The sequence below is a fragment of the Kitasatospora sp. NPDC096204 genome (genome assembly GCF_044763205.1).
Lineage (GTDB): Bacteria > Actinomycetota > Actinomycetes > Streptomycetales > Streptomycetaceae > Kitasatospora.
Map to the genome: position 1 here is coordinate 1 of NZ_JBIWFT010000068.1, position 23,552 is coordinate 23,552.

Here is a 23,552-nt window from a genome sequence, read left to right on the forward strand (position 1 = left end):
GCCAGAGGTCTTGGAGGAGGTCGTCAGCCACGACCGTTCATGATCGCGGTTGTGGTGACGCTCTGTGGCTCTGGCACGGAAAGTGATCCAGAACCTGAAAACTGACCGCTGAACGGCGGATCAACGGTGACCCACCTCGCGATCGTCTGATCATCCTGATCTTCATTGAGGGTTAGGAGGAGAGGGTGATTTCCGTGGAGGACTGGGCTGAGATCCGCCGGCTGCACCGGGCCGAGCACATGCCGATCCGGGGGATCGCCCGGCACCTGGGTATCTCGAAGAACACGGTGAAACGGGCCCTGGCCACCGACCGGCCGCCGGTCTACCAGCGGCCGCTGAAGGGCTCGGCGGTGGACGCCGTGGAGCCCGCGATCCGCGAGTTGCTCAAGCAGACCCCGACGATGCCCGCCACCGTGATCGCCGAGCGCATCGGCTGGGAGCGCGGGATGACCATCCTCAAGGAGCGCGTGCGCGAACTGCGTCCCGCCTACCTGCCGGTCGACCCGGTCTCGCGGACCGTCTACCAGCCCGGTGAGCTCGCCCAGTGCGACCTGTGGTTCCCGCCGGTCGACATCCCGCTCGGCTACGGCCAGTCGGGCCGCCCACCGGTGCTCGTGATCGTCTCCGGCTACTCGCGCGTGATCACCGCCCGGATGCTGCCCTCGCGGACCACCGGTGATCTCATCGACGGACACTGGCGCCTGCTCTCCAATTGGGGAGCCGTCCCCAAGACGCTGGTCTGGGACAACGAAACCGGTGTCGGCAAGGGCCGGCTGACCAGCGAGTTCGCCGCATTCGCCGGCCTGCTCGCCACCCGGGTGCACCTCTGCCGGCCCCGTGACCCGGAAGCGAAGGGCCTGGTCGAGCGGGCCAACGGCTACCTGGAAACCAGCTTCGTGCCCGGCCGCACCTTCAGCGGCCCGGGCGACTTCAACCGCCAGCTCACGACCTGGCTGCAGATCGCCAACCGGCGGCATCACCGCTCGATCGACGCCCGCCCCACGGACCGGTGGGAGGCGGACCGCACCGCGATGCTCACCATCCCGCCGGTCGACCCGCCGCGCTGGTGGCCGCTTCGCGTGCGTATCGGCCGCGACCACTACATCCGCGTCGACACCAACGACTACTCCGTCCACCCTCGCGCGATCGGCCGGACGGTGATGGTCCACGCCGACAACGAGGAGATCACCGTCACCTGCGGCGAGGAGATCGTGGCCCGCCATCCGCGCTGCTGGGCCAGGCACCAGAGCCTGACCGATCCCGACCACGCCGCCGCAGCGGCCCTCATGCGCGGCGAGGTGATCCACCAGCAGGCCGCCCGCGCGGCCACCGCCCGGGCCGCGGTGCTGGCCCCGGACAGTCTCGGCATCGAGGTCGAGCAACGCGAACTGGGCACCTATGACCGCATGTTCACCCTCATCGAGGGCGGCGCCGGGAAGGAGGACACATGATGGCCCGCACCGCTCCCCAGTCCCCGAACACTGTCGTCGCCGACGCGGCGAAAGCAGGCGTTCCCACCGCCCGCACCACCCGGCAGACCTCCGCAGACCTGGCCTTCCTCGCCCGCGCGATGAAGGCACCCGCGCTGCTGGACGCCGCCGAGCGGCTCGCCGAACGCGCGCAGGCCGAGTCCTGGAGCCACCTCGAATACCTCGTCGCCTGCCTGCAGTGCGAGGTCTCGGCCCGCGACAGTCACGGCGGCGAGGGCCGCATCCGCGCCGCCCGCTTCCCCGCGATCAAGACCATCGAGGAACTCGACCTCGCCCATCTGCGCGGAATGACGCGCCAGCAGCTCGCTCACCTGGGAACACTGGACTTCATCGCGGCCAAGGAGAACGCGATTTTCCTGGGGCCGCCGGGCACGGGCAAGACGCACATCGCGACCGGTCTGGCGATCCGGGCCTGCCAGGCCGGCCACCGGGTCGCGTTCGCCACCGCCGCCCAGTGGGTCGACCGTCTGGCCGCCGCCCATCAGGCCGGCCGGCTCCAGGACGAGCTGGTCAAGCTCGGCCGTTACCCGCTGATCGTGATCGATGAGGTGGGGTATATCCCGTTTGAGGCCGAGGCCGCGAACCTGTTCTTCCAGCTGATCTCGAACAGATACGAACGCGCGAGCGTGATCGTCACCTCGAACAAGCCCTTCGGGCGATGGGGAGAGACCTTCGGCGACGAGACCGTCGCCGCCGCGATGATCGACCGACTCGTCCACCACGCCGAGGTCCACTCCCTCAAGGGCGAGTCCTACCGCATGCGGGGCCGCGAACTCGGCCGCGTCCCCGCCACCACCGACAACGACTGAACACAACCACCGACGACGCGAGAGGGTCAGAACTCGACCGTCCAAAGTGGGTCACGGTTCAAGGTTCTGGCACGGATTCCGTGAAGTCGATCGTGCTGCTGTGCGCCGGTGACGCTCCGTCAACTCATTTTGGATACTGGCCGCGTGTGAGGCGATCTCCCTTCTGCTGCCGCATCTCGCCGGGATGCGGATCGAGCTCCTGGAGGTGCGGGGCGGGTGCGTGGTGATCGAGGCGTCGACGCCGGAGCACATCCCCGTGCCCTGCCCGGGCTGCCGGGTCACGTCTGACCGGGTGCACAGCCGGTACGGGCGACGACTGGCGGACGCCCCGTGCGGCGGGCAGGGTGTCCTGATCGAACTGTCGGTGCGCCGGCTGTTCTGCGACAACGGCGCCTGCCCGCGGGTGACCTTCGCCGAGCAGGTCGAGGGGCTGACGATCCGCTACGGCCGGCGGACGCCCGTCCTGCAGACGCTGCTCGGCGCGCTGGGCGTGGTCCTGGCCGCTCGCGCCGTGTCGCGTCTGGCCCTGCTGCTCGGCACCGCGGTCAGCCGGATGACCGTCCTGCGCCTGGTCATGGCGCTGCCGGACCCGACCTGGGCGACCCCGCGCGTCCTGGGCATCGACGAGTTCGCCACGAGGAAGGGCCGCCGGTACGGCACCATCCTCGTCGACTGCGAGTCCCATCAGCCGGTGGACCTGCTGCCCGACCGCGACGCGGACAGCGTCGCCGCGTGGCTGCGTGAGCATCCCGGCGTCGAGATCATCTGCCGTGACCGCGCCTCGGTCTTCGCCGACGGCGCGCGAGACGGTGCCCCGAACGCCCAGCACTGCGCGGACAAATGGCATCTGTGGCACAACCTCGGCGAGGCCGTCGAACGCCTCATTTCCCGCCACCGCGCCCTGCTGCGTGACCTGGACGAACCTGCCCCCGAGCAGCCGGAGTTGACGCAGGTCGAGGCCGTCACGGCTGAAGAAGGCCCGCCTGGCCCGTACCCGGAGGGGAAGTTCCTCGACCGGCTCCGCGACACCCACGCCGCCGTCCGCGCCCAGGTCGAGCAGGGCCTGAGCCTGCGCGAGATCGCCCGACGCCTCGGTCTCGGGCGCAACACGGTCCGCAAGTACGCTCGCGCGGCCAGCCCGGAGGCGATGCTGCACGGCCAGTGGCAGAACCGGACCAGCAAACTCGACCGGTTCAAGCCCTACATCGAGCAGCGCATCGCCGAGGCTGCACGAACCTGTCCCGGATTCACCGTGAACTGCGAGAACGCGGGGCACTCTGCAGTTACAGCACGCTGCGCGACTACGTGCGGCCGTTGCGGCCCGACCACCGGGCCGCGGGCAAAGCGCCGCCGATCGCCCGGCCGCCCTCGCCCCGAGAGGCCACCCGCTGGATCATGAGCCACCCCGACCACCTGCGCGAGGACGACCAGCAGCGACTCAAGGCACTGCTGGCCCGCTCACCCGACGTCACGGCCGCCGCAGGCCACGTCCGCACTTTCGCGGCCATCATGACCAACCGGCAGGGAGACGAGTTGCGGCACTGGATCGCCGACGTCTGCGCGGACCAGCAGGCGGCCGGCCTGACCGGCTTCGCCGCCGGACTGATCCCCGACCTCGACGCGGTCGTCTACGGCATGAGCACCGACTGGTCGTCCGGCCCGGTCGAAGGCCGCGTCAACGACCTGAAGGCCCTCAAGCGCAGCATGTTCGGCCGAGCGAAGCCACCCCTACTCCGCAAGCGGCTCCTCCTGATCGCGGCCAGCCGCCGCCCCTAACCTCTGCTCCCGCGGGCGTCGCGGTCCAGAAACTTGATCAGCCGCGATTCCGAACGCAGAAGCCGCTCTCGCAGCTCCAAGGGAAGAGAGGCGAGGGCGTCTACCAGGACTTGCCTGCGTGGGACGTGCACCAGGTTGCTGCAGTAGATCCTGCAGTCGGAACACCAGACCAGTCCGATGCACCGCTCGAACATGGAGGACTCGGGCGGATGGAAGCGGTACTGGTACGAGCGGACGGGCGTTCCGCAGGTCGCGCAGACTCGTCCGTCGCTGCCGGGAACCGCCTCGCAGGCCGCGACCTTGACCCAGTAATGCCGCCCGGCCGGTGCTCTTCAAGTCGTCATGCCGAGCATTCTCTACCACCGCGAGCCGGCCAGCACAGTCGTCCGGCCCGGACCGACCACAGACCGCGACGGACTCTGGCCGGGTTCACGAAATCCGTGCCAGAACCCGGTTCAACCGCCGCCGACATCCATGCGCCGTGCCCCTCCTCGGCGATGTGGCGGATAGCGCGCGTACTTTGCCGCACGGCGCATGCCAGGTCTGTCTCTATGGAGCCGATGGGAACGATGCGCCGAGATCGACCGTGAGCGACAGCGTGGTCAGTTGGACGACGCCCTCGATCCGCCCGTCGAGATTCGTGGCTGTCGCACTCCACCGCACACTCACGCCGCCGATGTCCGGCCCGGCGACGAGCACGACCGGGTCGAGCGGCAACTGCCCGTGGGCCCGGACGTCAACGGCCGGGAACCGGATGATTGTCGAATTCTCGGCCGTTTCGACGGCGGGGCGCGGAAACGGGTGGTCGACCCGTGGAATGAGTGCGCTGGGTGGTGCCAGCGACTGCACGGTGAACGCTCCAATTCCGAACGGATCGGACTGCCCGAACGCCTTGGGCGGTTCGGGCCATCGGACCTGCCCGCCGTGCTATGGGTCGAGCCGATGCAGGCCCCTCACGCCGGGGGCCGTCGACCGCGCTGGTCGGGACAAGGCCTTGCTGATGAACGGGGCTATTCTGCTCGATAGGCCTGTGCCGCGGCCCTGCCGGCTCCGGCGCTCGCCGAGGGTGGGTCGGCTCTGGTCGATCCGGGCCACGGCGGTTCGTGGCTGATGCAGGAGGCGTGGGCCTGCTGTCAGCGGGAGTGCGCTACGGACAGGAGCGCGGCGACGGCGGGGGTCTATGAGGCGACACCAGTTGCTACGGCACCGCAGAGGCGACCGGGCGGGACCGGATTCGGCCACCTGCCCCGCGCCCCGCCACGGACCCAGAACCGTGCCGGGGCGCAGGCCGACGAGTCGGGTCGCGGATCAGTCGGCCTGCTCCGAGAGGACGGCCGCCACTGCCTTCTTCTCCTGCTCGGACGCCTTCTTGTCCCGGAGATTGTTGGTGATGATCGCGGGGATCAGCGAGGTGTCGAGCTCAAGCGACCTCAAGGTGTAGACGTCGCTCCCGCCCTCACGGCTGGGGACGATGTCGAGGCCCAGCTCCCGCAGCTCCCGGGTGCGGCGCTCGGTGTGAACGGAGTCCCTGGTGGCCACGCGCAGGAGGGCCGCGCTCACCGGCATCTTGAACCTCCGCAGGAGCATCGAGAACAGCTCCTCGTGGGTGCGGCTGCCGTACGGCACGGTGAGGTAGCGCTCCGGGATCCGCCCCCCGTACTCCTCCGTCATCCGTGTGGCGAGCTGCGTACGGAGGTCCCGGAAGGTGTCGCACTCTGCGGGCAGGCTGGTCCGTACGAGGGCTTGCATGGACTCGGCAAGCAGGCGCTTCGCGTACAGGTAGGCGTCGAGGAGGTTCTGGGCGTCCTCCTGGGCGTCGCCGTTCTTCAGCAGGTCGAGGACGCCCCCGACCGCGATGGCGGTGTCCGGCTTGAGCCGGTGCCAGTCGGCGGTGGGGTCGGAGTGGTGATCGCTCACGTTGAGGGACTCCTATCGTTTTGCGGCAGCCGTGATCGAGCTGTCGGGTGGGTAGCGAAGGATGTGCACGTCCTCTCCGGCGTCCTCGACCGCTTCGAGGTCGTCGAGCCATTCGCGCAGGAACTGCTCGCCCGCCTGGTCCGCGCGGTTGGCCCGCAGGAACCTGACCTCGCTGCCGATCGTCACCCTGGGGTCGCGGGCAGCACCGCCCCGGGCGCTGAGGGAGTCCTGCAGGCGAAGGCCCGCGGCGAACCGGCGGATGTCGGAGACGAAGTCGAGGACGACCACCTTCTCCTTGCCGGGCGCCAGGCGCAGCCCGCGGCCGAGCTGCTGGACGAAGATCCGGCGGCTGTGGGTGACCCGCTGGAAGACCACGATGTTGACGTCCGGGACATCGACGCCTTCGTTGAGGACGTCGACCGCGCACAGGATGCCAGTGCGACCGTCGGCGAAATCCCACAGGAGGCGGTTCCGGGTGGCTGCGTCCACCGCTCTGCCGTCCGCCGTCCGGGAGGCGATCACCTCGGCGCTGGTGAACCCGAGCGCGTTGATCCGGCCCGCCATCCGCTCGGCGTGGTCGATTGTCCCGCAGAAGACGATGCCTCGCGGGCTCTTCTGTTCGGCCCAGGCCTCGGCGAGGCGGTCGACGACCGCGTCGTCCCACTCGTCGATGAAGACGGTCCGGTTGATCCCCCGGGGCGTGAGCGCAGGGGCAGCCTCGGCGAGCCCGGCTGCCAGCGCGTCCCAGTCGATGTTGTCGGTGAACATCCGGTAGTCGACATTGGCGAGGTACCCCTCACGGAGCCCGCGCACCATGTCGATGTCCACGACAGGGAAGTCGAACCAGGCGTGCAGGGACTTCCCGTCGGGCCGCCAGGGTGTCGCGGTCATCCCGAGGAGGAACGCGCCGCCTTCAGCCGCCGACAGCTCGCCGAGCACGGCGTCGTAGGCGGTGGTTCCGAGGTGGTGGCACTCGTCGACGACAACCAGGCCGAACTCCGGCAGGTCGCGCCCGGCCGCGACGGCGGTGGCGACACTGTCCACGCAGGCGAACACGACGTCGAGGTCGTTGAGCGCGTCCTTGTCCGGGCGCTCGTAGCCGTTCCACACCCCGGTCGCCGCGGAGGCCGGCAGCAGGGGCCAGAACGCGCGCTCGAGCTGGTATACGAGCTCGTTCCGGTGTGCGAGGACCAGCGTCCTCACGCCGGGCCGCAGGGCGAGGGCGCGCCGGTGGAACTCGGCGGCCACGAAGGTCTTGCCGAGTCCGGTCGCGAGGACGACGAGTGCGCTCCGGGCACCGTTCACCAGCTCGTTCATCAGCCCGTCGACGGCCCGCTCCTGGTAGGCGCGGAGCTGAAAGCGGTCCGGGTCCTTCAGCGCCGGCGGAGTGTCCGGGACGCGCTCCGCCTGCCTGCGGAGCGTGCTCCGGTCCCACAGCTGCAGGGGGATCCCCCTCGCCGCGAGCTGCTCCTGCTGGGCCCGGACCGAGGCCTCGAACCCGTTCAGGCTGACGACGACCGGGATCTGCGCGTCGTAGCGCCGACAGGCATCGACAGTCTGCGCGATGACCTCGGGCCCCACCGGGGAGCGCCACCGTTTCATCTGGAAGAGCCAGCGTCGCCCGTTGAGGCTGCCGACTACGTCCGCCCCGCCGTCGCCAGTGGCTCCTGCGAGCTGCACCCCGGAGTACCCGCGCGCCATGATGAGGCGCTGCACGGTCCGCTCGAAGGACTGCCAGCCCGTCCCGGCCAGGTTGAGGTCGGTGACGATGCGCTGGGTCATGCGAGCTTCCCGGCCAGGAAGTCGACGGCGGCCCGCGCGCGGACGACGATGAGCCGCTCGGGCTGGTCGTAGCGGAGGTACGAGGCGCAGTCCTCGAGGCAGCGCAGGTACTTGACCCGGAGGTCCTCCTGCAGCTTCCGGGCGATCACGGTACCCACCTCGCTCTCACTGGGCCACGGGTCCTCCCAGACCAGTCCGTTGAACCAGCCTTCGGGGTGGCGTCCGAAGAAGGCGCTGACCGTATCGCGGTCGCAGTAGCGCAGGTAGCCGCCGGTGGACTTGAGGCGCCCGAGCTCCGCAAGGTCGGCGCCGGACTTGATCATCGACCCGGCGAGCGCAAGCTGCTGCGCCTCGTCGAGCTCGTCGTAGAACCGGTCGGCATGCGGCGCCCTGAGGATCCGCTCCGTGATCTGGGCGAACAGCGACTTGATGTCGCTCCGCACGCTGTCGGGGCTGTCCGTCACCGTGTCCCCCCAGCCCTTCTTGAGGATTTCCGCGGTCAGCACCGCGGCGGTGTGCCCGGGTCGGCCCTGGAGGTTGCGGTGGAGGGAGTGGAGGAACTGGGCGACCTCAGTCGCGACCAGGAACTCGGGCCGCAGCCCCATCGCCGTGAACACCGCGTGCGTCGGGTCGATGTAGACGGTGATCTGCCGGGTGTCCGCGCTGGTGACGAGCGGGACCGCCGCCTGTCCGAAGGCCGGGAGGATCGGTCGGTGCGTCGTTCGTACCCGGACATCCAGCGGGCTGCTCGTCTTCCCGTCCGCCAGCACGACAGCCAGCTGCTCCGCGCCGAGCTCCTCGGCGTCAGCAGATGCGGAGTTCAGCGATGCGGGGCTGGCCGGGTGGGGGGCGTCCTTGACGTGCCCGCACCGCTCGCAGCGGTCCACCCCCGCCTTGTTCTCCTGGGCGCAGAACGTGCACTTCCAGGGCAGCTGGACCCTGGGTACCTGGGAGGTGCCGCAGTGCGGGCACAAGGTCGCGGAGCGCAGGATCTGCTTGCCGCATCCGGCGTCCAGGCACGGCTTTCCGTCGAGCACCTCGCTGCAGCCTCCGCACTCCTCGGCTGTCGGCGTGTTCTGGAAGCCGCACTCCGGGCACTCGGGGAGTACTTGGATCGGCGGCTCTGCGGCCGTCTCGACGAGCTCCCACCACTTCGCGTCGCTGTGGTAGCCGGGCTCGCGGTTGAGGAAGCGCCGGTAGTACTCCTCCTCGATACTCCGGGGGATCCGGTCGGCTTTTCCCTTGGCGGGGTTGTACTTGCCCATGTACATGTCGCCGCGGCCGAAGTTGCGGACCTTCCGGTAGCCCTGGAAGAGCAGCGACACCGGCGAGTCGTTCGCCTCGCCCTCGGTCCAGTTGTTCGGCAGCAGGGAGCCTCCGCGCAGGAACCTGACGGCCTCCTGCCACTCGTCGGAGGCCAGCTGGAAGTGCTGCTTCTGGAAGTCGACCGGAACCTGGTCCAGGTGGACCTCGCCGACAATCCGGCCGTACTGCTGGTCCACTGGGTACTCGCGCTCGACGCGCCCGCTGGTCTCGTCGGAGAACTCGAAGAACGCCGCCTTCTCCGCCTGGCGGATGGCCCGTCCGTTCCGGATCAGGTCGATCCCGAAGTCGTTCTGGTCGTCGAAGCGCTGGATGCCCACCCAGCCGCGCACCCGGTGGCTTATCTCCCGGCTCTCCGTCCCGCCGCACCGAGGGCAGGTGCCGTGCTCGCCGAAGTCGGTGCCGTCGTGGAGGCAGCGCCGCGCACTGCTGATGACCTGGTCGAAGCTGATCTGGGCGGGGATCTTGCCGTAGGCCTTCCGCTCGACGAAGCGGTCCGGTGACCACACGCAGTGCTCGAAGGCCTGGCAGCGGTCGTTGTTGACCGTGATGACCACCGGGTTGGCCGCGCCCGGACGCAGCAGGGTGGCGTACCGCCGCCCCAGTCGCCTGCGCAGTGTGTTCTTCGGCATCTTCGCGAGCTCGCGGATGAATCCGCTGTTTGCGTCCCCGTCAGGCCACCAGTCCCGGATCTCCACGACTGTCCCGTGGCGCAGGCCCTGCGGCTTCTCGATCTGCTCGGCCCGCGCGGTGAAGGTCTGGGACTGCATGAGCTCCGGCAGGTCGAGCGTGACCTGGACTGCGTGGCTGTCCCCCTCGCGCGCGGAGATCACCCGTGTGATGCGTCCGAGCTTCCCGGTAGCGATGTTGAAGCCCATGCCGAACAGGCCCAGTGTGTCGTAGTGGTTCTTGGAGGAGTAGCCCGCCCGCATCGAATCGGCGATCTGCTCCTCGGTGAGGCCAGGCCCGGTGTCCCGGACGCGGATCACCCCCTCGCCCCGCGCAACCTCGGCAGACCCCGGAACCTCAATGATCACCTGGCGGACCGCAGACGGGGCCCCTGAGGTGGCAGCTGCCCGGAAGGAGTCGATGGCGTTGTCGATGAGCTCGCTGAGCGCGTCGATCGGAAGGATTGGGGTGCGCGTGAGCGCCACGAGCACCTTGGGGTCGGGGGTGATGTCGATCGGATTGTGCGCCATCGTCTGGTCGGCTCCGTGTCCAAAACTCGAATAGCGGGGTGGGTCCGCCCCGCCAGCGTATTGACCCGCAAGGGGCCGTCCGCACGCGCACCGCTGTCAGGCCTTCGGCTGCACCTGTCGCGCGGCCAGCCTCTGAAGCGGCAGACGGTCGGTCTCGCCGGCGTCTCGCACCAGCTGGACGAACCAGGGAGCCACCCAGGTGTCGCTGCGGTACGGCCACTCGCCCTGGGCGAGCGCGGTTCCGGGATGCCACTCCGGAGCCGGCCTGACCTCCGACCGGACTGCAGCACAGAGCTCCACGAGGGGCTCGTCGTCACCAGGCACACGGAATCCGAGTTCGGCCGTCACTCCGATCAGCCACCACTGGAAGTGGCGGCGCCGCTCCGATTCCGCGAGTTGCCGCACCGTACGGGTCGTGAGGCCCGCCGCGCGGTAGGCCGCCAGCGCCAGGCCGTCCGGCGGCGTGATGACGTGGGCGTTGTCGTCCGTCACAGAGGAGTCACCCTCGGTGTTGCGCTGCGCCACTGCCTCCGCCGCCCGGTCGATCTCGTCGTAGGCGGCGGTGGTGAGCTCTGTGCCCGGGGCGAGGAACTCCTCGATCCCCTGGAAGAACTGGCTGGGCTGCTCGATGCGGAGCTCGGCACCCGTCCGCTGCCGCAGCTCCTCGAAGAGCTGCGGCCACGGGCGCTTACCGCCCTTGCCGTCGAGTTCCTCGTACCAGTCCTTCTTCGAATCAGCGGATACGAACAGGACCCGTTTCACGCCCGGGTCAGCCGCCTTGTCCAGGATCTCCGCCCAGATGAGGTAGTCGCCGGCCCGGTCCAGGGGCTTGCCCTTCTTCCCGTCGTCGGCGAATCCCGGAGGGATTTCGTTCGGGAACCGGAAGGAGAGGGCCTCCTCCAGCCGACGCTGCACCACCGCGTACTCTGTCGGCGGGGCGAGGCGGTCCTCGAACAGCGCCGCCACCTCCGGCAGGACAGGATCGTCCGACTCCACAGCGGAAGGCAGGAGGTCGTGGCCGTGCTTCAGCTGCTTGGCATGGTCCTTCAGGAGGACCTGCCACTCACCCAGCAGCGCCTTGACCGTCGTCTGGTTGATCGTTTCGTCCAGACCGCTCTGCGCGGCGTCGTCATTGGCGTACTTCCTCAGAAGCTCCTTGACATGCGCACTGGCAGCCAGCACCGACTTGTAGGCCTGCTGCAGGTGGCGGTCGATGACGACCGGGGCGTCGCCGAGCTCTCTGCTGCGCTCGATGATCACACGGCGCCGGCCCCGCACGAACTCCTGCCCGACCTGGTAGGGCAGCCAGAGGCGCTTGGAGATCTGTGCCAGGACCGACAGGACCTGGTTCCGCACGGCGGGGTTGTACTCGTACAGGCTGAGGAGAACGTTAGTGTCGAGCACGACGAGCGCGTCCTCGAAGAACGCCTTCCGGTCTGCTGCCACACCGCCGTCGGGGAGGATCCAAGACCGGAACTTCTCCACCAGCGGCAGGTCTGCCTGTCCCACGATTCCCCGTTCCCTCCCCGGCTGCGGGCTCACCATCCTGTCGAGGCAAGCGGAACCCGTCAAGGCGCAATTACGGAGCGGAGCCGCCCTGGATGGTCTCGACCCGTCCTACCCCTGTGCGGCGGGCCCTCCGCGCCTGGAGGCGACCTGCCCCGGAGGGCCCGGTTCCAGACCGAGCGGCACCCCGCCGCGGCCCGGAGCCGGGCCTGACCTGGGGCAGCTGAGTGCGGCGTTTTGGGCTGTGTCAGTGGTGTCGCCTACGCTTCTGGTTCTGCTGGTGACACCTGCTGTAGAACAGTCCGCAAGCACGACAGGCCCGGACAGCGGCTGCTGCTGGCAAGGCTGCCGCCAGCAGCGGCAGCAAGAGTAGACGGCTGCCGTTGGCAGAGGAACACGTCGGCGTCCGACTTTCGGCGCCACCGAGAGGAGGTCTCATGGCACCTGAGCGCCTTGAGGTGGTCGAGATCTGCGCCGGCGCGGGCGGACAGTCCCTCGGCCTGCACAACGCCGGATTCACGCACAGGCTCGCCCTGGAGCTCGACGAGAACGCCGCGACAACCCTCCGCCACAACCTCGCCCGGCTCATGCGGTCCGAGGGCACGAGTCCCAAGGACGCCGCGCTCGAGGCGGAGGCCGTCGTCAAGGTCGGGGACGTCGCCGACCCGTCGCTCTGGGACCCCAGCGCGTACAAGGACATCGACCTCCTCGCCGGGGGCGTCCCCTGCCCGCCCTTCAGCATCGCCGGCAACCAGCTCGGCGCGACGGACGAGCGGGACCTGTTCGCCTGGGCCGTGCACCTGTGCAGGGACGTCCAGCCGAAGGCGCTGCTCCTGGAGAACGTCAAGGGCCTGAGCGGCAACCGGTTCTCCGCCTACCGCCAGCACATCCTCGAGCTCCTCCACAACGCCGGGTACGTCGGCGAGTGGCGCTTGCTGGAGGCCCACCAGTTCGGCGTCTCCCAGCTCCGGCCGCGGTTCGTCCTGGTCGCCCTGCAGAAGGAGTTTGCCGAGTACTTCCACTGGCCCGAGCCCTCCGAGGACCCGGCCCTCACCGTGGGTGAGCTCCTCAGGGACCTCATGGGAGCCAACGGCTGGCCCGAAGAGCACGTGGAGGCATGGGTCGAGAAGGCCTCCGCAATCGCTCCCACGATCGTCGGCGGCTCCAAGAAGCACGGCGGCGCTGACCTCGGCCCGACCCGGGCCAAGGCCGCCTGGCGCAAGCTGGGGGTCGACGCGATGGGCGTCGCGAATGCCGCCCCGGGCCCCGGCGAGAAGGGCGACCACCTCCCGAAGCTGACCACTCCCATGGTCGCCCGCATCCAGGGCTGGTACGGCAAGGACTCCCACTGGGAGTTCCAAGGCCGTAAGACCACCGTCTACCGCCAGATCGGCAACGCCTTCCCCCCGCCCGTCGCGGAGGCGCTCGGCAAGGCGATCGCCAGTGCCCTGCGCAAGGAGAAGAAGCGCACCGACTCGGTCGAATGGGACCGCCCGGAGCTCGACCCGGTCTACCTGCTGCTCCGCCACCACCCGGACAAGGCCCTCACCGCCCAGAAGATGGCCGACCTCATCGCCAAGTCCGGTGGGAAGACGCTCCCGTCGCCGGAGATCGAGCGGCGCATCGCCCACATCGAGCGCGACTTCCACGTGGAGAAGACGGCCCGCAGCAACGGCGAGCTGGCCTACAAGCTCGGTGAGTTCAAGGCCTTCATCGGCCAGCAGGACCACGCCCGCCACGACTACTTCGCCCAGCACCGGGGGAAGGTCAGCTGACGGATCCGCCTACGCGCCGCTGCCGGACCCTGTCCACAACCGTCGGCGCGCAGGCCTCCGCGGACTCGTGCTCCCAGAAGCGCAGTACGAGCCAGCCCTCGGCCGCGAGCCGGGCGTCGGTGTCCCGGTCCCGTTGGACGTTGCGGCCGATCTTCTCCCGCCAGTAGTCCGGGTTCGTCTTGGGCGGGACGAAGTGCTCCGGGCACCCGTGCCAGAAGCAGCCGTCGACGAACACGGCGACCCGGGTCGGCCGGAACACCAGGTCGGCACTGCGGCGCATGCCCGGCAGGGGCTTCGCGGCCACGCGGTACCGGAGCCCCGCCGCGTGGACCAGCCGCCGGAGCGCGAGCTCCGGCTGGGTGTCTCGGCTGCGGTTGCCCACCATGCTCCGGCGGTTGGCCGCCGACGACGCCCAGGACCCGGGCGGCGGGGTCCACTCCTGCGGCGTCTCTTCCGGTGTGCCACTCGCCACGACACGGCTCCTGTTTCATCGGGAGGACCGGCGTCCGCCGTCGACGCGACACTGCCGAAGCCCTCACTGCTGTTCCCCTCTCGGGCGGTGGCCAGCGTAGTACTCCAGCAGTCGCCCCATGCCGCCCTGACCTGTCCGGCCAAGCCAGGGCTGGCCCCTGCGGGCCGTAGCAACAGCCAACAGGGGTCTCTCGCCTGACCGGTACCCGCTGTGCTCAGTGGGCCTGGAGCAGCTCGATGACCTGCATCGGGCTCTTCTCCAGTGTGAACCAGTCGGCGACAACGACCCGGCCCGCGTCCTGGGTGAAGGAGAGTGCGGCGTCCAGGGCAGGCCGGAGCTCGCTGCTCACCAGCTCCTCCTCGCACATGTGGAGCGGGTGCTTCGCCACCACGGCGTAAGGCAGACCGCGGGCGGTGAAGGTGAGCCCGGGCAGATCGGTGTCGAGGAAGGTGCCCTTGTACATCTTCTCAAGGCCGGTCAGTGACTGGCGGGCGCGGTCGTCAGAGGTGCTGGTGGACCCTCCGGAGAGGACGGTCAGCAGGTCACCGGCCAGGCGCCAGTCGAGCAGGGGATGGTAGGCCATGTTGGAGTAGTCGCGCAGGCAGCCGGGGCAGGAGGAGGTGCAGATGAGGGAGTGCTCGGGCTGCCTCAGCGAGTTCAGGTACGCGTGGGTGGCCCGCATGTAGTCGGCGATGACCTGCTGGCTGCCGAGGTGGGTACTGAAGCCTGCGCCGTTCTCCAGGGCGTCGGCCAGGAACGTGTAGGCGACGTGGCCGTCCGGATGTGCTCCGTGGTGGATTCCGGCCAGGAGCTCCTGTCGGCCGACGTCGAGGAACTTGGCGGCCGCGCTGCGCAGAAGGAACGCGAGCGAGTACCAGGCGGCCCGTCGGCCGTGGCTGATGTCGCTGCCGTAGATGGGGGCGGTGGGAGAGAGGTTGAGCCGGTAGCCGTGGGTCTTGTCAACAGCGGACGTAGGACCGAGGAACAGGAAGTCCGTGGGCAGGACGGCCCCGAGGGCCACCTGGACCTCGTCGTCGCCTACTGGGCCGGTGCCTCTGACGTCGACGTACCCTCCCCAGCTGCCGGGTGCGGGGCGCAGCCTGAACAGGTCGCCGTTGTTGTCGTTGATGATGTACCGCTCTCCCGGCCCGGAGTAGATGTGCGCCCCTTCCCATGAGGTGAACTGGAGGGCTGAGAGGTTGGCAGCGGCCCGGGATGAGACGGTGTGCGGGGTCCAGGCGAAGACTCCGTCGAAGTCGCGCTGTTCGCTGGCGCTGAAGCCTGCGGGTTCCCGCAGGTCGGTGACACCGTAGGCGTCCTCACTGCAGACGGGGCAGGGCCCCTCGCCGGACGGATTCTTCTCGACATGGTTGCAGACCCGGCACAGTCCTACTGGCCCGCGCTTCTCCAGCGGGTCCGCAACAGGCCTGGGGCGGTTGGGTGTGGGCTCGAATTCAGTGATTCCGGTGACGGTGAACACCTTGCCGTCCTTGACGACTTCGCTGCCCGGGGCGAACTGTGAGAGCGACATGGCGATGTCGCGGTCAATCGTATTGCCAGGCGGCCAGGGGAAGCTCTTCTGCGGGACCTTCAGGTAGAGCTGCCTGACGCGGGTGGGGAAGCCGAACATGGGCAGCACGCCCGCGTGCGCGAGCCGCTCGCTGAGCTCCTCGGAGCCGGTGGGCTTGGCGGCCTCCTTTGTGACACGCAGCAGCAGCTGCTCCAGCCACTGGCTGGTGAGGATGCCAGCCGGATCGAGCGGGGTGAAGGCGCTCAGAGCCTGTGCTGCCGCAGCCAGTACGCCGTCCTGCTGGCTGAACCACTCCTGGACGGCGGGCAGGGCAGCGGCCCATTCCCGGGCCTTGCCGAACTCGCCGTGCACGCTGCCTGCGCCCCCGTACGCGTCGAGGCCTCGGAACGCGAGACGCAGAACCTCAGCGGCCAGGGCCCGTTCGAGGATCTCCCGACGTTCAAGGGTGAGATAGGGAGGCGGAGTGGGGTCGTTGGTGATGGACGACGGGTTCGCGAAGTAGTGCTCGTCGTGGCTGCGCCCCCGGCAGACGGTCAGTGCGACCGCGACCGGAGAGGTCCGGCGGCCGGCCCGCCCGACCCGCTGCTGGTAGTTGAAGCGGCTGGGCGGCATGTTGGCCATCAGGACGGCGGAAAGCGGCCCGATGTCAACGCCGGCTTCCATGGTGGTGGTGACCGACAGGAGGTCGATCCCGTGCACGAGCGGGACCTCGGGCGGGTCGTTCAGGAAGACCTGCTGGAAACGGGCCTGACGGGACTGGGCATCGAGACGGTCCGTCTGGCCTGTCAACTCGGCGCAGTTCAGGCGGAAGGCGGCACGGTCGCCGGCTGCCTTCCAGGCGTAGTAGTCGCTTTCCTCCGGGGTCTCGTCGGACTCCGGCTGAGCGGGGAGCGCGCTGTGGCACCGCGTGCAGGTTCCGGCGCTTGGTGTGAGGTGCCGGCGCCCACAGTGGCCGCACCGCCAGGAACGGCCAGGAGAAGGCTGGACGGCAGCCTTCCTCGGGTCGATGAGGTATTCCCGCACCGCGCTGCCCCATGCGGCCTCGGCGGAGTTCTGCACGTCGTCCGGGTGCATGCCGCGGTGATCGGCGACGGCTCTCCAGTACTCGCGGAGCTGTGCCGGCGGATTGTCCCTGCCGTCGCGGAGAGCATTGAATCGGCGAAGTTCAGCAAGGATCCGCAGGCTGGCCCGGCCGAGGCCGTCAGGGTCCGGGCCGGCTGGCGAGGGAGCGACGGAGCCCAGCCCGAGCGATTCGATATCGCGGCCGGCCCCGGAGAAAAGGGCTTCGAGGGTGTTCTCCAGGAGCCCGTCCTCGGAGGTCAGTGCAGCCTTGCGGGCGTCTGAGGTTCCCGGTAGGAGCGCGGGGGGCTGCTGGTCCCAGTCGAAGAGCTCGTGCCAGGGCAGGTCATTGACCTGCTGCACACTCGGCTTCGGGCCCGCGGGGTTGACTCCCAGGGCGAGCAGGCGCGTGTTGACGTGCACCCGGGCGAGGGACTCGAGGGTCGGCGGAGACGTGAGCCGCGCTCCGGCCGCGGCGGCCCCAGCTTCATCGCTGGTGAACAGTGCGACGCGCAAGTCGTTCAGGTCGTTCTTGTTCCGCGCACTGAGGCGTTCGACAGCCGCGCGGCCAGCCTCGGACTGCGCCTGCAGATCATGGCGAATGGAGGCCACGTCTTCGGCGGCTTCGGCGGACTTTCCCAGCTCGTCCAGGGCAAGGAGCCGGATGAGGTCCTGGTAGTGCCGAAGGCCGATGCCCGCGGAGAGCTTGGCGGCGTCCTGGCGGCTGTCAGTGAAGACGATCAGCTTGCGGTCGGCAGGTTCGGCGAACTGCTCGGCAAGCTCGTCCGACAGCACCTGGTTGATCTTCTCGAAACCGGTCCTCATCGTCCGTACGGGCGATGCCAGCCGTGCGGGGTCCGTGATGGGCCTGCGTGTGCGGCGCTTGGTGAAGATGCGCTCCCAGTCGGCCCCACAACAGGGGCTGCGGGTGGGGAAGGGCGGAAGCGAGGAGAGCGCGTGCCTGGGCCGGCCGGTGTTCTTGTCGACGGGAGTGCTCACATGAAAGCTCCAGCCCGTGGACTTGGCCGCCCGGTTGAACAGCAGCCCGGTGGCCGGGTCGTAGACACTGCGCCGGAAAGCGAACGTGACACTGCCGTTCTCAGCACGCCATTCAGCGTCGTCATCGGCACGCTGAGGGCCCTCGGAGGGCCAGTAGACGACGTAGTTCTCCGCCGACCGGTCTCTGCCGGTCTGGTCGGGAGCACGGGACAGATCAGGGCTGTCAGGCAGCAGCACTGACCTGAAGGCCCCGCGTCCGGTAGCGCTCTGCGGCACGTAGCCGCCGAGCATGGCCTCACCGCATGACTGGCAGTAGAGCAGCTCCAGCACACGGGCGCCGCACTCGCAGAACGTACGCGGGACGGAGTAGATCCTGCCGACGGACCGTGAGGAGTCCTGGAAGGGGGCGTGGACCTCCGGGCACCGGGGATCAGAGCAGGCCCACATACCCGCCACGTTGCGGAAGAAGAGGTGGATCCGGATCCTGGGCAGACCGGTGACCCCGGCCTCCGCAGCAGCGCGGATGGCGGCCGCTGTCCCCTGCAGGGCCTTCCGGGCCTCTTCTGCGCTGCTGGAAGGGAACAGCTTCCCGGCAAGGGCCGTAGAGGCCATGGCCGGGGCGGACGGGCCCGTCGATCCGGCACCGAGCGCGTCGGCCAGCGCCTCCGCCGCGCGCGTTTCGGCCAGCAGCCCGGCGGCCGCATCCGGATCAGGTTCGGTCCCGGAGTACCCCGCCAGCCTGGAGGCGGCCGCAGAGATGTCCCCCGGGCCGGCGGCACGGGGCGCCGCCTCACCTGAGATGAAGTGGAAGGACCCTTCCTCTGCGGCGAAGAACTCCTGCAGGAACCGGCGGTCCTTCTCGCGAGTCTCGTCCAGCGACGCGGACGCAGCGAGGAACCTGACCTTCTCGGGGCGCTGGCTCAGACCGAGCCGGTGGAGGAGATTGCGGACCAGGTACGCAGTCTCGGTCCCCTGCGTCCCCCGGTACATGTGGAGCTCGTCGACCACCAGGGTGAACCGGGCGTCTTCGTGGGAGTCCAGCCACTGCGCGGTCTTGAGGAAGAAGTCCTCGTCGCGGCTGCGCTGGAGCATCACGTTGAGCATGGAATAGTTGGTGATCAGGATGTCGGGGGCCGAGTCGTACATGTCCCACCTGCTGCGCATCTCCGCGCCGTCCAGGCGGGGGGCGAAGTAGCGGATGTCCTCCCTGCCGCTTTCGACGGCGGCCGCACGGGCACGCTCACCGCGGGCGGCGGTGGCCTTCAGGTAGTTGCGCAGCTCGCTGACCGCGAAGGGCTTGCCCCGGCGGCCGGTCACGGGGGTGCTGCCGGTGAAACGCCCGAAGTAGAAGCGGTGGCCGTCGCGGTGGTTGTCCAGCCACTCACGGGCCCGGTCGCTGTCCAGAGCTCGCCTGAGCCTGACGAGCTGGTCGTCCACGAGCGCGTTCATCGGGTAGAGGATCATTGCCCGGACAGCGGGTGGGTGCCCGGTCTCGCCCTGCCGCTGAGGGCAGTACACGTTCGAAGCCCGCTCCCACCACGGGCTGGGGCCTGCGGGCTCGCCCTCCCAGCCCCGGGACTCGCGCAGCAGATCAGCCAGGATGGGCAGGAGGAATGCTTCGGTCTTCCCCGACCCCGTGCCGGCCGTGATCACCGCGTTCCGCCCGGCGGCCGTGGTGCTTGCCAGGGCCCGTTCCTGGTGGGTGTAGAGCTGCATGCCCTCTGCGAAGAGCCCGCACTCAGCGAACTGCGCCAGCTCGCTGGGAGCTCCGGCGGCCTCAGCCGATTCGGCGATGCTGCGCCCCGAGAGGGCGTACTCCGGCCGGAGCTCGACATGCGGATCGGCGAACACACCGCCGGGCTGGTCGAGCAGGGACCGGCGCTCGGCCTGGAGACCGTCATTGCGGAGCCGGAAGGCAGTGTCGTAGTAGCGCAGGTAGGCCTCAGCCAAGGCGTTGTGCGTGGCGAAGGCATCCAGGCCGGGCAGGGGCGTGCTCATGCAGTCTCCAGACGGCGGCGCAGAGTGCGGGCAATACGGTCGGCGATGAAGAGGGGGACCCCGTCGTAGTGCTCCGTACCTGCCGTGCGCAGGCTCGCGAGCCCAGTGCACAGGACGGCTGCCCGTTCCTGGGCAAGCGGCAGAGGGGTCCTGCGGTCAACGGTCATGCGTCCCAAGGAGCTGGGTCCCGGTTCTCCGGCGCGATCGGCCTTCCAGCGCAGAGGGAACGCTGCCGGGGGGACGACATAGTGGATGCCGGCCCTCCGGTCGACGCTGTGCCAGGTCTGCTCCGGGAGCGGGGCGTGAGCCTGCAGACGGCCGGGCGCTTCCTGTCGGCCGGGCCGGTGCAGCAGCGCGTAGCGGTGCTGACGGCTGAACCGCGTGAACCGGTAGAGGCCGGGAACGGGCCAGCTGCTCCCGAGGCTGACGGGAGAGAACCGTCCGACGGCGGGATCGAACCGTTCGACTGTGCTGTCGCGCGCCGGAGGTGCTGCCAGGTCGCCCAGGACAAACGCGCCGAGGGACCTGGCAGCGGCCCCGGCCGCGCAGGGGACGGCCGGGACACCGGCGGACGCAGCGAACTCATGGAGGCGGGACCGCTCCTCGTACTGCAGCCACAGGGGCGTCGGCAGCGGTATCGCGGACTCTTCGGGACCCTGTGGCACGGCCACCGCCCCGCGTGCCCTGTAGAAGTCGGGGCCGACGGGCCTGGCACCGGTGAGGACGGCGGTCTGGGTGTTCCCGGGCAGGTCCGTGATCTCGCACGCGTTGGCGCTCCACCGGCCGGTGCGCCAGTTGATGCTGACGGCGCCCAGGGCCTCGATGCGGCCGAGCCACTGGGTGACCGGCTTCCGTTCGAGGCCGCTGGCCCACGACGCGTCGCGGATGAGCGTGGCCAGGGAGCCGGTGCCCTGTTCCGCCATCCAGGAGATGAAGAGGTCCGGGTCAAACACGTGTGAACCCCCCGCGCGGGAACTGGCTGAGCGCGGCTTCCCGGTAGCGCTTCCACAGCGAGGCGTGCGGGACGCCGGCCAGGTCGAGCAGGACGAGCCTGCTCCAGAAGTCCTTGGCAGCCCTGCTCAGGCTTTCGAAGGCCGGGGGCTGCGCCCTCAGCAGCGTGACGGCAGGCACGCCGACCCCGGAAATGGCCACCAGCCATACAGCGTCGGGCGGCACCGTCACGCGGATGGTTCCGCCGCCGCGGAGGACGGGGGCGCGCTCCGTCCACCACACGGGCTCCGGAGGGCGCCCGGCGGTGAGGAAGTGGCCCCGCGCGGTCAGGAAGCGCACGTCTCCGTCCAGCGGGACGGCGACGGTTCCCGGCGGCGTACCGGGAAGTTCGGCCGGAGCGCCCTCCAGGGGCTCCGGCGCCGTCTCGAGGTAGAAGTCAGTGGCAGTGCCGCCGGCTGCGAGCACGTGCCGTCCTGGGGTGAGGCCCCTTCCCCGCAGCACTGTTAGACCGTCCGCAGGAACATCCAGGGGTTGCCCGTCCAGAGTCACCAGCCCGGGTCCGCGGAGCTCCTCGGGGACCATGACATCGGGTTCCGCGCCCAGCAGGAAGAGCGAACGGTGCCCCCACTCGCGTTTCACGAGCAGCCCGTTGCGCAGGCTCAGACGGCGCACTGGATGATGGCGGACATTCCGGAGGCCGGATCGTGACAGGGCTGCCGCGAGTGCCTGCTCGTCGTCGAACCGCAGCTCGGGGGTGACCTGCCAGCCCGGAATCGGGACGCTCTCAGGGTGGCGCCACTGGTGGCCGGTATCGGCCAGAAGGTGCTGGAGAGGACCCCGTCCGGACTGCTTGAACAGGAATACGTACGGTTCGAAGACAGTCAGCTTGTCGGTTTCTGCCCAGCCCCCGGCGACAGGGTTCTCGCGCAGCACGAGCACGTCGCGGCCGCCTTCAACGCATGCGTCGGCCTTCGTGCCGCGCGCGGTGAACCCGTGCTGCAGGGCCCGGACCATGTCCGGCATCACCCCCGAGAGGCGGTACACCTGGTCTGCCAGCTCGAGTTCGAGCACTCCAGCGGGGTGCTGAAGGGAATCGCGGTCTACGCCGGCCACGGCCTCCGCATGCCAGCGTGTCTCCCACCCCGTGAATTCGTCCTCGAGGACGACGCGCAGGTGTATCCGGAGCCGGCCGCTGTCGGTACGGCCCTGGGCGGCGGACCCGTCCCAGCCCTCGAGCAGGGTAACCAGCAAGGGCTGCAGGAGCGGGCTCTCCGCATGGGAATCAAGCGCCTGGCGAAGCCTTTGCGACAACCCCTCCGGATTGATGGTGCTCCACATCCGGAGCGCCTTCAGCAGCCGCACGCCGTCAGCGCTCCGGCCTGGCGGCAGACCCTCCGAACGGAAGAACCTTTGCAGGGCCGCATGGTCGGACGCCCTGACCAGTGCCTGGGACTGGGCGTAACCGATCTTCCTGTAGGTGGGGTTCTCCTTGATTGTGCTGAGGCCTCGCGCCCCGTTCTGCTCGCGGAGCCACTCGTCCAGGTACATCCACTGGCCGACGACGGTCTCGTAGTTGCTCTCGAGCGGCTTCTGGTGCTGCTCCCCGCCCCAGGCGGGCCGGAGCACTTCGGCAAGGCGCGCGTAGTACGCGGGAGCCCCGGGCCCCGCTTCAGTTCGCTGCATCTTGGCGGCGGCCAGGACAGCCGCGGCGAGGAGCGGCAGGCAGGGGGGCGGATCCTCGCGCTTTCCGCGCCTCCATGTGCGGCAGCGGTCCGAGACCGGATCGTATGGATTCCCGTGCCAGGCGAGCACGGAGCTGACGGCAGTGCCGAGGTCCTGGACCTCGGCCCCGTCCTGGAGCTCGCGCAGCTCGCTGTCGTTGATGAAGAAAAGGACTGGTGTGTGCTTGCGGTGCTCGCCGAAGAAGGCACTGGCCAGGCGGGCCTGCCACCATTCGTATGCGGCCCAGCGGCTGTTCGGCTGGTTGCCGGACCCCTCGCTCACCTGCTGGGTCCGTGCCAGCGAGCAGTCCCGGCGGCAGGGATCCCGGCCCGGCCTCGCGCAGGCAGTGCAACGACCGCGCGCACACGCATGAATAGCCCCCACCCTCAGGAAACCGTGCCGATGAGCAGACAGCACGGCCCAGATGTATCACTCTGTAGCGGTCTGTTCATAGTCAGGTGCTTCACAGAGGGGAGACGGGGCCTGGTGCCCAGGAGAATTCTTCAAGACAAGCACGAACGCGGCTGCCCGGATGTAGAGTTGGAAATTTATCAGGCCCTGCGCGAGTGGGGTGGATGCCTCTCGCGCGACCTGACTGTCCCTCACAGCAGCCCGGTGTCGACCGAGACGGTTGCCAGGCCCGCGGGGCCGTAGAGGTGGAGCACCAGGTCCTCGTTGCCCCTGTGCACGGCGATGCCGTGGACAGGGGCACCCGTCAGGACGGTGTGGATGAGACCGCCCGTGCGAGGGTTCCAGATCCCCACGCCGCCGGTGCCGCCCGAAACGAGCAGAGTAGGGCCGCCGGGGACGGGCAGGCCCGTGATGGTGAACGTGTCCGGGGACTTCCACGCGGTGACCTGCGTCAGCGTGGTCACATCCCAGACACCGATGTCCGTTCCATTCGCCATCACCAGCAGCGGGCCGCCGGCGCCGGACAGAGTGCACAGGACACTGCCATGACCGCCCTTGTGGTCCCAGCCCGACAGCGCGCCGGAACGCCCTCCGGAGGCTACATCGATGAGCGCGAGATCCCGGCCGATGCCCGCCACAACCGCGATGTCGCCGGATGGCGAAGGGGGCAGGGCACCGAGAAGACGGACAGTGGACTTGCTGATGTCGGCGCTGAGCGGCACCGTCCTGGTCACGGACCGCCCGTTTGTCAACGGCTTTGTAGTCCGCCCCGGTGGCGGCCAAGCGATATCCCCGCAGGTGGAAGGCATGATCGCCCCGCCTGCGGCCAGAT

15 protein-coding genes are annotated in these 23,552 nt (G+C 69.4%); 5 read left to right on the top strand and 10 right to left on the bottom strand.

The features are described 5' to 3' along the window. The first annotated feature begins 185 nt into the window (after positions 1 to 185). The 4 genes from istA (at position 186) to ACIQ87_RS39205 (ending at position 4,075) form a co-directional block, all read left to right on the top strand. Complete coding sequence (gene istA, locus ACIQ87_RS39190; protein WP_402416910.1) at positions 186 to 1,451, top strand: IS21 family transposase; 1,266 nt, start codon at positions 186 to 188, stop codon at positions 1,449 to 1,451. Then, on the top strand, positions 1,448 to 2,299 hold the full coding sequence (gene istB / locus ACIQ87_RS39195; protein WP_402416912.1) for an IS21-like element helper ATPase IstB: 852 nt from the start codon (positions 1,448 to 1,450) through the stop codon (positions 2,297 to 2,299). The genes istA and istB overlap by 4 nt, the downstream gene beginning before the upstream one ends. A gap of 184 nt (positions 2,300 to 2,483) precedes the next feature. Beyond that, entirely contained in the window at positions 2,484 to 3,698 is a 1,215-nt protein-coding gene (locus ACIQ87_RS39200; RefSeq protein ID WP_402416913.1) for an ISL3 family transposase, read from the top strand. Then, on the top strand, positions 3,695 to 4,075 hold the full coding sequence (locus ACIQ87_RS39205; protein WP_402416915.1) for a transposase: 381 nt from the start codon (positions 3,695 to 3,697) through the stop codon (positions 4,073 to 4,075). Before ACIQ87_RS39200 ends, ACIQ87_RS39205 begins: the two co-directional genes overlap by 4 nt. Positions 4,076 to 4,624: 549 nt before the next feature. Here the strand turns inward: ACIQ87_RS39205 and ACIQ87_RS39210 are convergent. The 5 genes from ACIQ87_RS39210 to ACIQ87_RS39230 form a co-directional block, all read right to left on the bottom strand. Further along, entirely contained in the window at positions 4,625 to 4,924 is a 300-nt protein-coding gene (locus ACIQ87_RS39210) for a hypothetical protein (RefSeq protein WP_402416917.1), read from the bottom strand. Positions 4,925 to 5,383: 459 nt separating this feature from the next. Then, a complete protein-coding gene (locus tag ACIQ87_RS39215; protein WP_402416919.1) occupies positions 5,384 to 5,992 on the bottom strand; it encodes a hypothetical protein in 609 nt (202 codons plus the stop codon). Positions 5,993 to 6,004: 12 nt separating this feature from the next. After that, a complete protein-coding gene (locus ACIQ87_RS39220; RefSeq protein ID WP_402416920.1) occupies positions 6,005 to 7,774 on the bottom strand; it encodes a DEAD/DEAH box helicase family protein in 1,770 nt (589 codons plus the stop codon). Further along, on the bottom strand, positions 7,771 to 10,296 hold the full coding sequence (locus ACIQ87_RS39225; protein WP_402416922.1) for an ATP-binding protein: 2,526 nt from the start codon (positions 10,294 to 10,296) through the stop codon (positions 7,771 to 7,773). The genes ACIQ87_RS39220 and ACIQ87_RS39225 overlap by 4 nt, the downstream gene beginning before the upstream one ends. 96 nt (positions 10,297 to 10,392) lie before the next feature. After that, the gene (locus ACIQ87_RS39230) at positions 10,393 to 11,805 is read right to left on the bottom strand and encodes a PIN-like domain-containing protein (protein ID WP_402416924.1); all 1,413 of its coding nucleotides are present in this window, start codon (positions 11,803 to 11,805) and stop codon (positions 10,393 to 10,395) included. A 434-nt stretch (positions 11,806 to 12,239) separates the two neighbouring features. Here ACIQ87_RS39230 and ACIQ87_RS39235 point away from each other — a divergent pair, with 434 nt between their 5' ends. Beyond that, positions 12,240 to 13,577: a DNA cytosine methyltransferase gene (locus ACIQ87_RS39235; protein WP_402416926.1), complete on the top strand. Its 1,338-nt coding sequence runs from the start codon at positions 12,240 to 12,242 to the stop codon at positions 13,575 to 13,577. Here ACIQ87_RS39235 and ACIQ87_RS39240 read toward each other — a convergent pair. The 5 genes from ACIQ87_RS39240 to ACIQ87_RS39260 all read right to left on the bottom strand — a co-directional run bounded on the left by ACIQ87_RS39240 (position 13,570) and on the right by ACIQ87_RS39260 (position 23,454). Then, the gene (locus ACIQ87_RS39240; RefSeq protein ID WP_402416928.1) at positions 13,570 to 14,049 is read right to left on the bottom strand and encodes a very short patch repair endonuclease; all 480 of its coding nucleotides are present in this window, start codon (positions 14,047 to 14,049) and stop codon (positions 13,570 to 13,572) included. The genes ACIQ87_RS39235 and ACIQ87_RS39240 overlap by 8 nt on opposite strands. Positions 14,050 to 14,263: 214 nt before the next feature. Next, positions 14,264 to 19,636: a DEAD/DEAH box helicase gene (locus tag ACIQ87_RS39245; RefSeq protein ID WP_402416930.1), complete on the bottom strand. Its 5,373-nt coding sequence runs from the start codon at positions 19,634 to 19,636 to the stop codon at positions 14,264 to 14,266. After that, entirely contained in the window at positions 19,633 to 20,589 is a 957-nt protein-coding gene (locus tag ACIQ87_RS39250) for a hypothetical protein (RefSeq protein WP_402416932.1), read from the bottom strand. The genes ACIQ87_RS39245 and ACIQ87_RS39250 overlap by 4 nt, the downstream gene beginning before the upstream one ends. Continuing rightward, positions 20,582 to 22,591, bottom strand: a complete 2,010-nt coding sequence (locus ACIQ87_RS39255; protein WP_402416934.1) for a hypothetical protein — start codon at positions 22,589 to 22,591, stop codon at positions 20,582 to 20,584. The genes ACIQ87_RS39250 and ACIQ87_RS39255 overlap by 8 nt, the downstream gene beginning before the upstream one ends. Positions 22,592 to 22,911: 320 nt before the next feature. Then, positions 22,912 to 23,454: a hypothetical protein gene (locus ACIQ87_RS39260; protein WP_402416935.1), complete on the bottom strand. Its 543-nt coding sequence runs from the start codon at positions 23,452 to 23,454 to the stop codon at positions 22,912 to 22,914. Between the last annotated feature and the right edge of the window lie 98 nt (positions 23,455 to 23,552).

Excerpts from the sequence above, each read along its gene's own strand:
- istB (WP_402416912.1), top strand. The coding sequence starts at position 1,448 with ATGATGGCCCGCACCGCTCCCCAGTCCCCGAACACTGTCGTCGCCGAC.
- ACIQ87_RS39200 (WP_402416913.1), top strand. The coding sequence starts at position 2,484 with ATGCGGATCGAGCTCCTGGAGGTGCGGGGCGGGTGCGTGGTGATCGAG.
- ACIQ87_RS39205 (WP_402416915.1), top strand. The coding sequence starts at position 3,695 with ATGAGCCACCCCGACCACCTGCGCGAGGACGACCAGCAGCGACTCAAG.
- ACIQ87_RS39220 (WP_402416920.1), bottom strand. The coding sequence starts at position 7,774 with ATGACCCAGCGCATCGTCACCGACCTCAACCTGGCCGGGACGGGCTGG.
- ACIQ87_RS39225 (WP_402416922.1), bottom strand. The coding sequence starts at position 10,296 with ATGGCGCACAATCCGATCGACATCACCCCCGACCCCAAGGTGCTCGTG.
- ACIQ87_RS39235 (WP_402416926.1), top strand. The coding sequence starts at position 12,240 with ATGGCACCTGAGCGCCTTGAGGTGGTCGAGATCTGCGCCGGCGCGGGC.
- ACIQ87_RS39245 (WP_402416930.1), bottom strand. The coding sequence starts at position 19,636 with ATGAGCACGCCCCTGCCCGGCCTGGATGCCTTCGCCACGCACAACGCC.